The sequence below is a fragment of the Tenacibaculum sp. DPLXC6 genome, assembly GCF_056815515.1.
Window position 1 is genome coordinate 95,445 of the sequence record NZ_CP141806.1, and the last position, 15,006, is coordinate 110,450.

15 protein-coding genes are annotated in these 15,006 nt (G+C 30.8%); 8 read left to right on the top strand and 7 right to left on the bottom strand.

Annotation, left to right across the window (positions count from 1 at the left end):
* Positions 1-23: 23 nt before the first annotated feature.
* From VCM48_RS00400 to VCM48_RS00420, 5 genes are all read left to right on the top strand, one after another.
* Positions 24-944: a PorP/SprF family type IX secretion system membrane protein gene (locus tag VCM48_RS00400; RefSeq protein ID WP_274640569.1), complete on the top strand. Its 921-nt coding sequence runs from the start codon at positions 24-26 to the stop codon at positions 942-944.
* Between the two features lie 12 nt (positions 945-956).
* Positions 957-3,113, top strand: a complete 2,157-nt coding sequence (locus VCM48_RS00405; RefSeq protein ID WP_482271199.1) for an OmpA family protein — start codon at positions 957-959, stop codon at positions 3,111-3,113.
* A 139-nt stretch (positions 3,114-3,252) separates the two neighbouring features.
* Positions 3,253-4,122: an OmpA family protein gene (locus VCM48_RS00410; RefSeq protein WP_274640571.1), complete on the top strand. Its 870-nt coding sequence runs from the start codon at positions 3,253-3,255 to the stop codon at positions 4,120-4,122.
* Positions 4,123-4,241: 119 nt separating this feature from the next.
* The gene (locus VCM48_RS00415; protein ID WP_440121988.1) at positions 4,242-4,448 is read left to right on the top strand and encodes a hypothetical protein; all 207 of its coding nucleotides are present in this window, start codon (positions 4,242-4,244) and stop codon (positions 4,446-4,448) included.
* A gap of 18 nt (positions 4,449-4,466) precedes the next feature.
* The gene (locus tag VCM48_RS00420; protein WP_482271200.1) at positions 4,467-5,105 is read left to right on the top strand and encodes a hypothetical protein; all 639 of its coding nucleotides are present in this window, start codon (positions 4,467-4,469) and stop codon (positions 5,103-5,105) included.
* A 254-nt stretch (positions 5,106-5,359) separates the two neighbouring features.
* On the opposite strand, the gene VCM48_RS00425 is transcribed toward VCM48_RS00420, so the two are convergent.
* The 6 genes from VCM48_RS00425 to VCM48_RS00450 form a co-directional block, all read right to left on the bottom strand.
* Complete coding sequence (locus VCM48_RS00425; RefSeq protein ID WP_274640573.1) at positions 5,360-6,490, bottom strand: energy transducer TonB; 1,131 nt, start codon at positions 6,488-6,490, stop codon at positions 5,360-5,362.
* Positions 6,491-6,638: 148 nt separating this feature from the next.
* The gene (locus VCM48_RS00430) at positions 6,639-7,301 is read right to left on the bottom strand and encodes an energy transducer TonB (protein ID WP_274640574.1); all 663 of its coding nucleotides are present in this window, start codon (positions 7,299-7,301) and stop codon (positions 6,639-6,641) included.
* A 73-nt stretch (positions 7,302-7,374) separates the two neighbouring features.
* Positions 7,375-8,046, bottom strand: coding sequence for an energy transducer TonB (locus tag VCM48_RS00435; protein WP_482271201.1), 672 nt, complete (start codon positions 8,044-8,046; stop codon positions 7,375-7,377).
* A 198-nt stretch (positions 8,047-8,244) separates the two neighbouring features.
* A complete protein-coding gene (locus tag VCM48_RS00440; RefSeq protein WP_274640576.1) occupies positions 8,245-9,174 on the bottom strand; it encodes a peptidylprolyl isomerase in 930 nt (309 codons plus the stop codon).
* 111 nt (positions 9,175-9,285) lie between these two features.
* Positions 9,286-10,722, bottom strand: a complete 1,437-nt coding sequence (locus tag VCM48_RS00445) for a hypothetical protein (protein ID WP_274640577.1) — start codon at positions 10,720-10,722, stop codon at positions 9,286-9,288.
* A gap of 109 nt (positions 10,723-10,831) precedes the next feature.
* Positions 10,832-12,418 carry a peptide chain release factor 3 gene (locus tag VCM48_RS00450; RefSeq protein ID WP_482271202.1) on the bottom strand — a complete coding sequence of 529 codons (1,587 nt, stop codon included), beginning with the start codon at positions 12,416-12,418 and terminating at the stop codon, positions 10,832-10,834.
* Positions 12,419-12,526: 108 nt separating this feature from the next.
* Between VCM48_RS00450 and idi the strand changes: the two genes are divergently transcribed.
* From idi to VCM48_RS00465, 3 genes are read left to right on the top strand one after another with little or no spacing between them, the layout of a single operon-like run.
* On the top strand, positions 12,527-13,048 hold the full coding sequence (gene idi / locus VCM48_RS00455; protein WP_440066157.1) for an isopentenyl-diphosphate Delta-isomerase: 522 nt from the start codon (positions 12,527-12,529) through the stop codon (positions 13,046-13,048).
* 1 nt (position 13,049) lies between these two features.
* Entirely contained in the window at positions 13,050-13,463 is a 414-nt protein-coding gene (locus VCM48_RS00460) for a 6-pyruvoyl trahydropterin synthase family protein (RefSeq protein ID WP_099216270.1), read from the top strand.
* 3 nt (positions 13,464-13,466) lie between these two features.
* Entirely contained in the window at positions 13,467-14,438 is a 972-nt protein-coding gene (locus tag VCM48_RS00465; RefSeq protein ID WP_482271203.1) for a type I phosphomannose isomerase catalytic subunit, read from the top strand.
* 90 nt (positions 14,439-14,528) lie between these two features.
* Here the strand turns inward: VCM48_RS00465 and VCM48_RS00470 are convergent, their stop codons facing one another.
* Entirely contained in the window at positions 14,529-14,882 is a 354-nt protein-coding gene (locus tag VCM48_RS00470) for a hypothetical protein (RefSeq protein WP_121147205.1), read from the bottom strand.
* Positions 14,883-15,006 lie beyond the last annotated feature (124 nt).

The window sequence follows — 15,006 nt, forward strand, 5'->3', positions numbered from 1 at the left end:
TGATGAATAAAAGTTTTAATCAAATGAAATTATATTTAAGTTTAATCTTAATATGTGTAATGAGTATCTGTATAACTACAGATATTCATGCACAACAAGACCCTCAGTATACACAGTATATGTACAATACTATGAATGTGAACCCTGCTTATGCAGGATCAAGAGGGCATACAGTAATCACTGCCTTAGGTAGAATGCAATGGGTAGGTTTTGAGGGGGCACCTAATACCCAAAATTTATCTTATGATACTCCTTTAGGGTATTCAGGATTAGGATTAGGAGTTAATTTAATGAATGACCAAGTAGGTCCATCTAGTGAAATATATTTAGATGCTAATGTTTCTTATAATATTCAAACTGGACAAGAAGGAAATTTAGCTTTTGGTTTACGTTTAGGAGGTAGGTTATTAAATATAGATTGGTCAAAAGGAACCTATAAAGATGATGAAGTAGTTTTTCAAGATAATATCAATAAGTTCTTACCAACAGTTGGAGCAGGTATTTATTATCACCAACCACAGTGGTATGTCGGATTATCGGTACCAAATATTTTAAGAATGGAGCATTACGATGCCGATACTCCAGGTGAAGTAGCTGTAGAAAGAATGCACTTTTTCTTAATAGCAGGATATGTTTTTGATATAAATGAAGACTTAAAGTTTAAACCAGCTGCTTTACTAAAAGGAGTTTCTGGAGCTCCACTATCATTAGATATCTCAGCAAATTTATTGTTTAATGAGAAATTTAGAGTTGGAGCTTCATGGAGATGGGATGATTCTGTAAGTGCACTTTTAGGTTTTCAAGCAACAGATTCTTTGCTTATAGGATACTCATATGATTTAACAACATCAAACTATAATGTAACAAATTCGGGAACACACGAAATCATGTTACAATATGAAATATTTAAAGATATTAGATATAGGTCCCCAAGATTCTTCTAAAAAAAGAGAAAAATGAGTTTTAAAAAATTACTAGTGCTAACAATGCTGTTAGTATTGGCAGTAAATGTTTTTGGTCAAAGTAGAAAAGTAGCAGATCGTTATTTTGAAGAGTTTTCTTATGTTCAATCAGCTAAATTATATAAAGATTTAGTATTAATTAAAGGAGATAGTTCTCAACATGTATTAAGTAGGTTGGCAGAATCTTACTATAACAATTCAGATACTGAAAAAGCAGAAGTTTGGTACCAAAAACTTATTTCTAATTTTAATGAAAAGGTTGAAGAAAAACACTTATTTAAGTATGCTCAAGCTTTGAGGAGTAATGGAAAGTATAAAAAATCAGATTCTATATTTTTAAAATTAGCACAATCTCAAAAAAGTAGCCTAAATGAAGAACTTAAAAAGGATAGTTACTTATTAGATTACAATAGTCAAGAAAAAAGGATAGGAGTAAGAAATCTGGCAATAAATACACCATACTCAGATTTTGGTGGGGTCTTATTGAATGGAAAATCATATTTCACATCCGCTGTGCCTAATGATTCAAAAAGACAAAAAATATATAAATGGAACAACCAACCATTCTTAAATATTTATAAGGCAGAAGAGGACATACAAACATTAGAAGGTAGTAAACAAGATACTATTTTAGTTTTAGGTAACGTTCAAAAGCTTGGAGAACCAATAGCTTCTGAATTACATGAATCAACACCTGTTTTTACAAAAGATGGAAAGACTATTTACTTTACAAGAAATAATTCAGAAGGAAAAAGAGCAAGAAAAAGTAAGAAAAACACTTCTAACTTAAAAATTTATAAAGCTAGTTATGTAAATGGTTATTGGGTTAATGTTAAAGAGTTGCCATTTAATAATGATGAGTATTCAACAGGGCATCCAGCCTTAAGTCCAGATGAAAAAACATTATATTTTGTTTCTAATATGCCTGGAGGTTATGGACAATCTGATATTTATAAAGTAGCTATCAAAGGTAAAGATGAGTACGGAGAACCAGAAAATTTAGGAAGCTCTGTAAATACACCAGAAAAAGAAGTCTTTCCTTATGTAGGAAATGATAATGTATTGTATTTTTCTTCCAATGGGCACTTAGGTTTAGGACTTCTTGATATTTTTCAAGCAAAAATTAAAGAAGATGGTACATTATCATCACCAGAAAATTTAGGGTATCCATTCAATAGTAAAAAAGATGACTTTTCTTTTTTTATAAGTAATAATGGTAAAAGAGGTTTCTTTTCGTCAAACAGAGAAAAAGGAAAAGGAGATGATGATATTTATAGTTTCTTTATCTACACAGATCCACCTGTTTGTACACAAATTGTTAGAGGAGTAATAAAGAACAATAAAACAAATACTCCAGTAGATGCAGCAGTAATAAAGTTAATTAATAGAGAAAAAGAAATTATAGCAGAAACAATTTCTGATGGTTCAGGTAATTATACTTTTAAAGATGTACCGTGTAATAATACTTATACAATTACGGCAACTAAATTAGATCACAGATCAGGTAGAAGTGTTGTTTCAACTACTAGTAAAAGAAGTGATGAAGTTACAGCAAATCTTAAGTTAACACCGTTAATTATAGGAAACCAAATAGTAATAAAACCTATTTACTTTGACTATGACAAGTCTGTTATAAGAGAAGATGCAGAATATGAGTTAGAAAATATTGTAACAGTAATGACAAACCACCCTGAATTAGTGATAAAAATAGAATCACATACGGATAGTCGTGGTCATAGAGATTATAATAGAATGTTATCAGATAAAAGAGCAAAATCTACTAGAGATTATATTTTGTCAAGAGGTATTGCTAGTAACAGAATTGAAAGCGCTATAGGGTATGGAGAAGATAAACCATTAAATGACTGTGTAGACGGAATAAGATGTTCTGAAGAAGAGTATCAATTAAACAGGCGTTCATATTTCTATATAGTAGAAGGAAGTGAATCTATAGAAATAAGGCAAGAACAAGAGAAGAAAAGAGTGAGAAAAAGAATAGCTACTAAAAAAAGTAACTTTTTAGAGTTTTTAAGTAAGAATTTGAAGAGATCAGGAAGAAGTGCAAGACCTGAAAACAATAAATGTTTTAAAGAAAAAGAAGAAGATTGCAATAGAATGGATAAAGAAATAAAAGTGAATTATAAGAATTAAGAATCTTACATAAATAATAGTAATATTATCAAGTTAAAAACTCCTTTTTAAAAAGGAGTTTTTTTATTCATACAAGTATAATATTATGGAAAAAATTAAGTTATAAGGTTACATTAACTTATTATCATTATTATTAATTATGAAGAAACTATTTATTCCTATGGCGTTATTGGCTTTAACAATGACGTCTTGTGTGTCAAAAAAGAAGTATGTTGAGTTAGAACAGAAGTACAATGATACAAGAGGAAATTTACAAAAAACAACTCTAGAAAAGGAGCAACTTGAAGCAAAGTTTGCTAAAATAGAAAAGAGAGTTGATGACTACAATGACAAGATTAATTCATTAAGAAATGTAAATGAATCACTCCATGAAGAAAATAGCGTAAAGTTAGATATGGTTGGTAATACAGCTGTTATTTCTAACTCTATGAAAGAAAAAATGAGAGAAACACTTAAAAATGTTGATCCAGCTGAGTTAGCAAATGCTAAAACATTGAAAGACTCGATGAATGTTGCAGTATCTTACAATCTTAAGAAATCAATTAATACATCAGAATTGGAAAATGATGAAGATGTAAACATTGATATCGATCAAACGGTTGTGATGATTTCTGTTTCTGACAAGATGTTATTTAATACAGCAAGTTACAGAGTAAAAAGAAATGCTAACAAATTAATAAAAAAGTTAGCTGATATTATTAACTCTGAACCAAGTATGGATGTTATGATCGAAGGACACACTGATGCTAGGTCATTTAACTCTGGAGTTTTACAAGATAACTGGGATTTAAGTGTTAAAAGAGCAACATCTATCGTTCGACTTTTAGAGAAAAAATATGGAGTCGATCCAAGCAGATTAATTGCATCGGGTAGAGGTAGTGCAATGCCGTTAGTAGATAATAATACTGCTTCTAATAGAGCAAAAAACAGAAGAACTAGAATTGTAATCTTACCAAACTTAGATAAGTTTTTTGGTTTATTAGCTAAGGAAGAAAATATCAAACCTTAATCATTTAAAAACAACAAAAAGCCAGCATTATGCTGGCTTTTTGCTTAAATAGCTATAGTCCATAGTGACTTTGTAGTTGTTTAAGTGTCTTAGTATATATTAACCTATTTAATTAAATTATGAAAAAACTATTGATTTTAACATTCGGAATTCTTTTTATGGTTTCTTGTACAGATAAAAAGAAAGAACAAGAAGAAAAACAGAAAATTGAAGCAGCTATAAAAAAAATAGACTCTATTGAAAATGAGGTAAAAGCTGGCATCGATAAATTAAATGAAGCAACAAAGAAACTTGAAGAGCAGTTGCAAGAAATAGATAGTATATAAATTAAAAACTCAATCATTATGAAAAACATAAAACTGATAGCATCAATCGTAATGCTTTTTGCATTTATAGGAACTCAACAAGCATTTGCCCAAGGAAAGGGTAAAGGAAAAGAAAAAAGTGTAGAGGTAAAGCAAAAAGGAAAGGATAAATCCGAAGAGATAAAAGAAGAACTTGAGCAAGAAGTAGAAGATGTAAAAGAAAAAGGGAAAGACAAAGCTCAAGAAATGAAGAAGGAAAAAGAGCTAAAAGAGAAAAAAGGTAAAAAGCAGAAAAAAGAACTAAAGGCAGATAAAGAGAAAAAAGGAAAAGCTAATGCCTATGGTCGAGATAAGGATGGAATGAGCGGAAGAGAATTTGGAAAAATGAGATCAAATGAAGCTAAGCAACGAATTGAAGAGCAAGAAAAAAACATTCGTGATAGCGAAGGTGTTTTAAATAGAGGAAGAGAAAAGGTTAAAAAAGCTCAAGAGAGAATAAAAGAAGCTAAAGAGAATAAAGAAATCTCTGATGAAGAAGCTAAAGAAAAGGAAGAAGTAGTTCGCAAAGCTAATGAAAGACTTAGTGAGTTAGATAAAAAGATTCAAGAGCAAAAAGAAAAAGTTAAAAAAGAGAAAGAAGCTCTAAAGAAAATATTATTTCCAGAAGATAAGAAATAGTAATAAAATAGTATAGTAATAAAAAGAGGTAGTTAATTATTAACTACCTCTTTTTTTGTTTTTAAGTGAATCGATTACTAAGTATTGTATCGTTATTTAAAAGTTACTGTACTGTATAATTTATTTGTGTTAGAGCTTAGTTACATATAAGTTGAGTGAGGTTAAATAGTATTGTAAAAACTATTTGGACAAAAAGAAAAGAGCTTCTAACTAAATTAGAAGCTCTTTTTTTATATAAACACTTTTAAGAGTTGTTATTCATGTAATTTGAAGTTAACAGGAATGTAATATTCAACATTAGCTGTCTTACCATTATGCTCTGCTGGAACAAATTTAGGTAACTTAGAAACCATTCTTTTAGCTTCTTGTTCTAATAATTGACCATTCTCAGGACCTTTCATCTTAATATTAGTTACTTCTCCCTTTTTGTCAATTATAAAGCGTACCCAAACTCTACCTTCAATGTTTTGTTCAGCAGCAGCAGCAGGATAGTTAAAGTTTCTTTGAATATGGCTAACCATTCTTTCGTTGAAACATGTTAATTTTTGCATATCTGGAACTTTTGTACAAGCTTTGAATTGAGGAATACTCTGTACTTCAACAAACTTCACAAAATCAGTAATAACCTTTTCCTTTTTAACAACGTTAGAGCTTTTCTTAGCAACAACCTTGTTAGTACTTCTTCTAGATGAAGAACTGTTATTTGTTGCTCCTGGTGCTTTAAAAGTAATAGGAACTCCATATTTTACTTTTACAGTTCTACCATTATGTTTTCCAGGAATAAACTTAGGAAGATCATTAATAATTCTTTCAGCTTCTTTCTCTAAAGATTCACCACCTTTAGGTCCACGCATTAAAATATCTTCAACATTTCCTTGCTCGTTTATAGTAAACTGAACTAAAACTCTACCTTGTATTCCAGCATCAATTGCTTCTTGAGGATAGTTAAAATTCTTAATAATGTGTTTAGTCATATTAGTTTCAAAACACTTTGCTTGTTTAATTAAAGGAACGTTGTTACATTTACTAAACAAAGGAATTTCTTCTACTAAATTAAATGGTACTTTCTCAATAGTTGAAGAGTTGTCTTCTAACTCAAGTTTACCAATTAATAAAGATTTCTTTTTAATATCTGCTACTTTTTGTGAAGAATTAATACCTCCAATAGCAGAGACCGCTTCTTTGTTCTTACGAACAACACGTCGTCTAGTAGAGACTTCAATAGATAGTTGTTTTTTTGCACCATTATCGGTGTCTTCGATTGCACATTTTGTGATACTGTTCGGATCTGCGATTTGTTCATCTGGAGTAGTACATACTTCCTGTCCTACAGCCGCTAAAGAAAGTAGCATGGCAGCTACTACTGAGGGGAATTTTTTAATCATTGTGCTCTAATTTTAAGTGTTTGGTGAAGTTAATTAAACGTTAACTAACGCTGTAAATATAAATAAAAAATAGAATATAACAAATTTATTCTGTTATTCAGTTGACTAGAGTGTTAATAACCAAAAAAAGAACGAGTAAAAATTAGTTTTAAGGTACTCTAAAAATTATTGGTAAAGCGTATTTTACATTAACAAAACTATCTTTATGGCTACCAGGAATAAATTTAGGAAGTGTATTAATTAGCCTATGTGCTTCCTTTTTTAAAAGGTCACTATTTTCAGGGCCTTTTTTCTTTATATCAACAACATTACCTTCTTTATCAATTGTAAATTGCACTAAAATTTTGCCTTCAATTTTTTTTCGTAAAGCTTCTTTTGGATAATCAAAATTTCTAACGATATGTTTTATCATTTCTTTTTCAAAACACTTTGATTGTTGTAAAATAGGAGTGCTTTTACACTCATCAAACAAAGGAATTTGTTCTACTAAGTGAAAAGGAACTTTATCTAGAGAACTTAGGATATCTTCTTTTATATTTAACTTTTGAACAAGAGTGTTTTTACTTTTAATTTCTTCAACTTTATTTGATTTAGTTGAAATAGCATTTGCTTTTCTAAGTTTACGATGTCTTTTTCTTGTTGAAATTTCTTTAACTTTTTCAGTTTCTAGAGCTTCTTTTACATCTTCTATAGAACATTTAGTAATACTAATAGTATTTAAATCTTGGATGTTTTCATTAGGAGTTTCACATTTTTCTTGAGAATAAGAAAATGATATTGAAAATAAAAAAATGGTAAAGATATGTTTCATTTGTGTGTGTTAAAGAGGAATTTTAAGGAGCACGAAAATAAAATTATCTGAAAACTCAGATAAATATCTTATATTAATTTAAGATTAAATTTATAGGGAAAGAGTAAGTAACATCTACAGGGATTCCTTTTTCTTTACCAGACTCTAACTGAGGTAGTTTGTTGATAATTCGGTTGATTTCATTAGTAATAACTTTACTAGGCTTAGAACTAACTACTTGGATGTTTTTTGGATTACCATAAATATCTATAGTAAATTGAATTAAAATTCTACCACGTATACCTTCTTCTGAAAAGACTTCAGGAAAATAATTTTTTGAAAAATGTTTTTGCATATTGTCTTTAAAACACTTTTTAGCTTTTTCGTTAGAGCTATTTTTACATTTAGGAAATAAAGGAACTTCTTCAACAACCGAGAATAAAACTTCTTTAGTTTGAGATTTTAAAGAGTTTTTTATAGATAAATCATTGCTTGTAGTGACAATAGAAACTTTAGAAGAAGCACTTAAGCTTGATTGACTTTTTTGTGGTGATTTTCTTATTTTTTTTATTCTATTTCTAGCAATTAATGTTTTTGTAGTTCTTTCTCTTGGGGTTTGTTTTTCGTTAACAATATCACATTTTTTTGCGCTTATAATATTTAAATCAATAGCATTATCTTCTGGTGTAGTACATACTTCTTGAGCTTTTAGTTCGATAGAAGACAGAAGAATGAATGTTGTTAAATAAAGTAAAGTTGTTTTCATAGGTTTTAAGAGCTTGTTTTGTGATGTAAAAATCACCCTTTTTTACTTTCTTGCTCTTAAGTAATTATGATATATCCATTAAGTAATATACTCTTTAATGTTATGAATATTAAATAAATATTAAGTGAAATTAGAGCATAAAAAAGCCTCCATAAATTATGAAGGCTTAGTTAACTTATATAATTATGTTGTAAGTTATTATTTTACATTCATTAACTCAACATCAAAAATTAAGGTTGCATTAGGAGGAATTACACCACCAGCACCTTGTGCACCATATGCTAAGTCAGAAGGAATTACTAAACGAGCTTTATCACCAACTTTTAACAATTGAATACCTTCATCCCAACCAGGAATTACTTGACCAACACCGATAGCAAAATCAATAGGTTGTTTACGTTTGTATGATGAATCAAATACAGTTCCGTCTAATAACTGACCTTTGTAGTGTACAGAAACCATAGCTCCTTTAGTAGCTTGTTTTCCGTCTCCGTTTTGTAAGATTTTATAACGTAATCCGCTTGGAGTTTCATCGTATCCAGCAGCTACTTGATCTAATAATTCTTTTTGTTTAGCTTTTGCTTCAGCTTCACGTTTTTCACGAGCTCCTTCAAAAGTTCTAAAAGCTTCCACTGCATTGAAAGCTTCAGCAGCATCACCAACACGTATAATCTCTACATCCATAGTATCGTCTTGAGCAATCGCATCAACAACATCTTGTCCTTCTACAACACTACCAAAAACAGTGTGCTTACCATCTAACCAAGGAGTAGCAACATGTGTAATGAAAAATTGAGAACCATTTGTTCCAGGTCCAGCATTTGCCATTGATAATTTTCCTGGAGCATCATGCTTTAATTCAGGGTGAATTTCATCATCAAATTTATAACCAGGGTTTCCTGTTCCAGTTCCTTGAGGGCAACCACCTTGAATCATAAAGTCAGCAATTACACGGTGAAACTTTAAACCGTTGTAATAAGGAGTTCCTTGTGGTTTTGCTGAGTTTTCTAAGTTACCTTCTGCTAAAGCAACAAAGTTACCTACAGTTCCAGGAGTTTTTTCATATTCTAAGTTTACTAAAATATCACCTTTTGGAGTGGTGAACTTTGCATAAATTCCGTTATCCATTTTTCTCTTGTTTATTTATATATGTACGATTCCCTATATCCAAAATTTAGGAAAAAAGAATCTTAAATTATTAAAATAGCTAAATCATTGTTTTTCTTAGCAATGACAAAGTTAGTTTTTTACTGATAAAGTTGAAAGGTTAAAGCTTAAACCTATGTTAATATTATTTGAGTTTACATTACCGAAAGGAGAATAATATCTACCCCCAGAAGCAATTATAGAAATTTGATTTACGATATCATAACTTAATCCAAGTGTAGGACGAATTATAATTCCTTCGTCAGTATCTACACCAGCACCTCCACCAGCACCAGCCATAACTTCAATAAAACCACGTACTTTATCATTGAAAAATCTAGGGCTATATACACCACCACCAACTAATCCGTGAGCATAACCACCAGAACGACCATCGTAAGCAAAACCAGCTTCTCCTGCAACATACAATGAATGATTCAAGTCATAATTAACTTTAAAACCAATTAATTGCAAGTCAATTTCAGTAGCGTCTAAAAGGTCATCTGTTTTAGCAACATCAAAATAACTTTGATTTTGTACTTCAAAACGTAATCCTTTTGTATTGTAAGTGCTATTTTCTTCAGAAGATACTCCACCGTTTAATCCGAAGTATTTTAATCCAAACCCGAAGGTATACGCTTCTAAATCTCCAGCTATAGCACGATAGTAACCTCCATGACCACTAATAGCAATATTTTTAAATATCTTTAAATCAATTCCTGCGGAAGGGTAGACCATCAATCCACCTTCAGGAGCCACACGACCACCAGCAGCACCAACACCTAATTTTCCGAATATATTAATGTACTTCGATTGATATGGATGATATCCTGCACCTACAAATAGATCCATAAAACCAGCACGTAAGCCTCTATAAATAGCATCAGTATGCGCAAATAAAAAAGTGTTTTCGTTCAAATACTTCTGATATTCAAAACCTAGCACATATAGTACCTCATTTAGGTCGTCTCCATTATCTTTTTTTGAATTCCCAATAGGCTTAAAGAAATCAAAACGAATTTGTTGTGCATTTTTAACAACTGGTTTGTTCCAAAAACTATCTGGAGAAAGATTGTCCGCTACAAATTTTTGATGCGCTTTATCATAATCAGTAAAACGTAAAATACTTGGTATTTCTACAAAGAAAGAAACTGAATTACTTTTTATTTCTCCTGATAAAAAGTTAACGTGACTATATTGTATTCCGAAGGAATAATCATTCTTTTTGTATTGTAATCCAATATTAGGATTGATAAAGCCACCATCATTTACCAGATAGCGATATCCACCACCACCGCCAATATGGAAATTAGCATCAACATAAAAGTTTTTGTATAGTTGTTTATTAACTCCTAATTCAGCGCCTAACGTAAACAATCCTCCCTGATCTCCTGTTACTGCAAAATGGAATCCGGCACCACCATACAGCCAATCGTTAATTGGAATTTGGTAATGTAAACCAGTTAGTCCCATCGTTGATTTTAAGTTAGGAAATTCATCCGTAGGCATTTCAACAGGAATAAAATTCAACCGAACTTTATTATGTAATTCTTTTCCCTGTAAACTCGATAAACTCCCTTGACTGTGTATTGAGGAAAAAGAGAAAAAAGAGAAAAGAAAAAATGCTATGTAGTGTTTTTTAGAACTCACTAGTGAAATGTAATTTTACCGTTGGGTATTTACTTTGTGTCATTTGAATTGTAAAAGGTGAGTCAGCTAAAAATACTAGTTGACCTTGTTTGTCTTTCGCTAAATAGCGTTGTTTTACACGCTTAAACTCTTTGAACTCTTCATTTTTAGGGTCTTCTGGTTCAACCCAACAAGCTTTATGTACTCCAATGTTTTCATACGAGCATTTAGCTCCGTATTCATGCTCTAAACGGTATTGAATTACTTCGTATTGAAGCGCTCCTACAGTTCCTACAATTCTACGTCCGTTCATTTCCATCGTAAATAACTGTGCAACCCCTTCGTCCATTAATTGATCTAAACCTTTGTATAGTTGTTTCGCTTTCATAGGATCCGCGTTGTTTACATAACGGAAATGCTCTGGAGAGAAACTTGGAATTCCTTTGAAATTTAATTGTTCTCCTTCAGTCAAGGTATCACCAATTTTAAAATTTCCTGTATCGTGTAAACCAACAATATCTCCAGGGAAAGATTCTTCAACGATTTCTTTCTTTTCAGCAAAAAATGCATTTGGACTAGAAAACTTTACTTTCTTACCGTTACGAACATGTAAGTAAGGAGTGTTTCTTTTAAAAGTTCCAGAAACAATCTTCACGAAAGCTAAACGATCACGGTGTTTAGGATCCATGTTTGCATGAATCTTAAATACGAAACCAGTTAATTTATTTTCTTTAGAGTCAACTAAGCGTTCTTCCGCTTGTTTTGGTTGCGGATTAGGTGCAATATCAATAAAGCAATCTAATAATTCCTTCACCCCAAAGTTGTTTAAAGCAGAACCAAAGAAAACAGGCTGTAAATCTCCATTAACGTAAGCTTCTTGATCAAAGTCTGGATATACTTCATTCACTAATTCTAATTCCTCACGAAGTGTATTTGCAGAATTTTCTCCAACAATTTTATCTAGTTCAGGGTTATCTATATCATCAAATTCAACACCTTCTGAAATGGTTTGTTTATTATCTCCAGAAAAGATATTTAATTTCTTTTCCCAAATATTATAGATTCCTTTAAAATCGTATCCCATTCCGATAGGGAAACTTAAAGGAGTTACTTTTAAACCTAACTTTTGCTCAACTTCATCTAATAAATCAAAAGCATCTTTACCTTCACGGTCTAATTTATTGATAAAAACAATCATCGGGATTTTACGCATACGACAAACCTCTACTAACTTTTCGGTTTGCTCCTCAACCCCTTTTGCAACATCAATAACAACAATAACACTATCAACAGCAGTTAACGTTCTAAAGGTGTCTTCAGCAAAATCTTTGTGACCTGGTGTATCAAGAATATTGATTTTTTTGTCTTTATAAATGAAAGCTAATACAGAAGTGGCTACTGAGATACCACGTTGGCGCTCAATTTCCATAAAATCGGAAGTAGCTCCTTTTTTAATTTTGTTATTTTTTACCGCACCAGCTTCTTGAATTGCTCCACCAAAAAGTAATAACTTTTCAGTTAGGGTAGTTTTACCAGCATCGGGGTGTGATATAATTCCGAATGTACGTCTCTTCTGTATTTCTTCTAAAAAACTCATCTATAAATTTTAAGGTTGCAAAGATACATTTTAAAGCGAACTGTTCAAAAGGTTTTAATTGTTGAACTGGTCTCAATTTCGTAAGTTTGCTTTTCGTAAATTTTCTACATGAAAGAGCAAGTAATTTTAGTTGACCAGCAAGACAATCCGATAGGGTTAATGGAAAAGATTGAGGCACATGAAAAAGCTTTACTACACAGGGCTTTTTCGGTATTTGTTTTTAATAATAAAAATGAATTAATGTTGCAACAACGTGCTGCTGAAAAATATCATTCACCTTTATTATGGACAAATACTTGTTGTTCACACCAAAGAGATGGAGAGTCGAATATAGAGGCTGGAAAACGTAGATTACAAGAGGAAATGGGTTTTTCATGTGAGTTAGAAGAGGTGTTTTCTTTTATCTATAAAGCGCCGTTTGATAATGGTTTGACAGAACATGAATATGATCATGTAATGATTGGTAGATTTAACGACGAACCTATTGTAAACCCTGAAGAAGTAGCTTCATATAAATGGATGCCTTTAGAAGAGGTGAAAAATGATATAGAAAATCATCCAGAAGAATATACAGCTTGGTTTAAAATAATTTTTAAAGAATCTTACGATAAAATATCTAAGTATATTTAATATGCCTAAAGTAACAGTTCATAGAAAAGCACATTTTAATGCTGCACACAGGTTATTTAACCCTAAATGGTCTGACGAGAAAAATTATGAGGTTTTTGGTAAATGTAGCAATCCTAATTACCATGGTCATAATTATGAGTTAATTGTTTCATTAACTGGTGAGATAGATCAAGAAACAGGTTATGTATATGATTTAGGTAAACTGAAAGATTTAGTTAAGTTAAAGGTTGAAGATGTTTTAGATCATAAAAACTTAAATATTGAAGTTGAAGAGTTTAAAAATGTCAATCCTACAGTAGAAAATATATCTGTGGTAATTTATAATAAGTTACGTGTAAGTATTCCTGAAAAATTAGACTTAGAAGTTACATTATACGAAACTCCGAGAAACTACGTAACTTATAGAGGTGCTTAATCTATGATAAACCAATTACTACGATTTACTCCAATTTTAAAACAAAAAATTTGGGGAGGAAAAAAACTAAACCAACTACTTCATAAAAAATCAGATGGTTCCAATATTGGAGAGAGCTGGGAAATTTCTGATGTAGATGGAGATGAATCAATCGTTAGTAACGGTAACTTAAAAGGGAGAACATTAAGAAGTCTTTTAAAAGAGTATAAGCATGATTTAGTAGGTAATTATGTTTATAAAACTTTTGGAAAACAGTTTCCGCTGTTAATAAAGTTTATAGATGCTAAAGAAGTACTAAGTATTCAAGTACATCCTGATGATGATTTAGCAGGACTTCAAGAGTCTTATGGAAAGACCGAAATGTGGTATGTAATGCAAGCAGATGAAGAGGCTAGTATTATAATAGGGTTCAAAGAAAATTCAAGTAAAGAAGAATACATACAGCATCTTGATAATAAAACACTTTTAAGCATATTAAATGTTGATAAAGTAACTAAAGGAGATGTATATTTTGTACCTCCAGGTAGAGTGCATGCTATTGGAGCGGGTTTGTTGATTGCTGAAATACAGCAAACTTCAGATATTACTTATCGTATTTATGATTGGGATAGAAAAGATATTGATGGTAATTACCGAGAATTACATACAGAAAAAGCATTAAAAGCAATAGATTTTTCAGCCAAGAATACTTATAAAACAACTTACTCGAAACAAAAAAATGTAGCAAGTCAAGTAGTTACATGCCCTTATTTTACAACGAATATACTTCCTGTAAAAGGAAAGAAAGAAATTGATTTATCAAGAAAAGATAGTTTTATAATATATATGTGTGTGGAAGGAGAAGTAACATTTTTTTATGATAGCCAACAAGAAATCATAAGAAAAGGAGAAACAATCTTGGTACCAGCATGTATTGATAAAGTAGAAATTTTATCAGAAGGTTCTTCAGAGTTATTAGAAACGTATATAAAATAAGCTTAAGAGAAAAAATCTCCTAAGCTTATAAACAAACCAAACTAACTTAACGATTGCTCAATTGATTGTAAAATCAATTTTTAGGAATAATTAAGATGCTTTTTTAATAGTATAGCCAAAAGTAGCTGTACAAATAATATTTTGTTTCTTTTCTTCTTTTTTAGATACTGTTATATTGAAAATAATTTCAGTATCACTCAATTTTTTAATATTGTTTTTGATAACAAGCTTATCATTAAGGTAGGCATTGCCTAACAGATCAAATTCGATGCTGTTAAAACTAAAATTAGAAGAATCTGGATAAAAGTCTAAAGAAGTGTTCGCGCTAGATTCAATTTTATCATATAAAACTGAAGCTTTTAGCACTTTGTTTTTACTAACTTGTTTTTTGTTAACTATAAATTGGTTAGACTTATTGTTTGATGTGATGTTTAATGTTTTCATGATAATTTTAAGGATTAAGTATTAGTAATTCCGGATCTCTGTAAAATGGATTTTGTACTGAGTACATTACTGTTGAGGCTACGTGTTTTCTAATTGAATTTCGATACTTAAAAGTGTTCATAAT

Bases quoted from the DNA above. Each gene is read 5' to 3' on its own strand.
- VCM48_RS00400 (WP_274640569.1), top strand. From the start codon at position 24: ATGAAATTATATTTAAGTTTAATCTTAATATGTGTAATGAGTATCTGT.
- VCM48_RS00405 (WP_482271199.1), top strand. From the start codon at position 957: ATGAGTTTTAAAAAATTACTAGTGCTAACAATGCTGTTAGTATTGGCA.
- VCM48_RS00410 (WP_274640571.1), top strand. From the start codon at position 3,253: ATGAAGAAACTATTTATTCCTATGGCGTTATTGGCTTTAACAATGACG.
- VCM48_RS00415 (WP_440121988.1), top strand. From the start codon at position 4,242: ATGAAAAAACTATTGATTTTAACATTCGGAATTCTTTTTATGGTTTCT.
- VCM48_RS00420 (WP_482271200.1), top strand. From the start codon at position 4,467: ATGAAAAACATAAAACTGATAGCATCAATCGTAATGCTTTTTGCATTT.
- VCM48_RS00425 (WP_274640573.1), bottom strand. From the start codon at position 6,490: ATGATTAAAAAATTCCCCTCAGTAGTAGCTGCCATGCTACTTTCTTTA.
- VCM48_RS00430 (WP_274640574.1), bottom strand. From the start codon at position 7,301: ATGAAACATATCTTTACCATTTTTTTATTTTCAATATCATTTTCTTAT.
- VCM48_RS00435 (WP_482271201.1), bottom strand. From the start codon at position 8,046: ATGAAAACAACTTTACTTTATTTAACAACATTCATTCTTCTGTCTTCT.
- VCM48_RS00440 (WP_274640576.1), bottom strand. From the start codon at position 9,174: ATGGATAACGGAATTTATGCAAAGTTCACCACTCCAAAAGGTGATATT.
- VCM48_RS00450 (WP_482271202.1), bottom strand. From the start codon at position 12,418: ATGAGTTTTTTAGAAGAAATACAGAAGAGACGTACATTCGGAATTATA.
- idi (WP_440066157.1), top strand. From the start codon at position 12,527: ATGAAAGAGCAAGTAATTTTAGTTGACCAGCAAGACAATCCGATAGGG.
- VCM48_RS00460 (WP_099216270.1), top strand. From the start codon at position 13,050: ATGCCTAAAGTAACAGTTCATAGAAAAGCACATTTTAATGCTGCACAC.
- VCM48_RS00465 (WP_482271203.1), top strand. From the start codon at position 13,467: ATGATAAACCAATTACTACGATTTACTCCAATTTTAAAACAAAAAATT.
- VCM48_RS00470 (WP_121147205.1), bottom strand. From the start codon at position 14,882: ATGAAAACATTAAACATCACATCAAACAATAAGTCTAACCAATTTATA.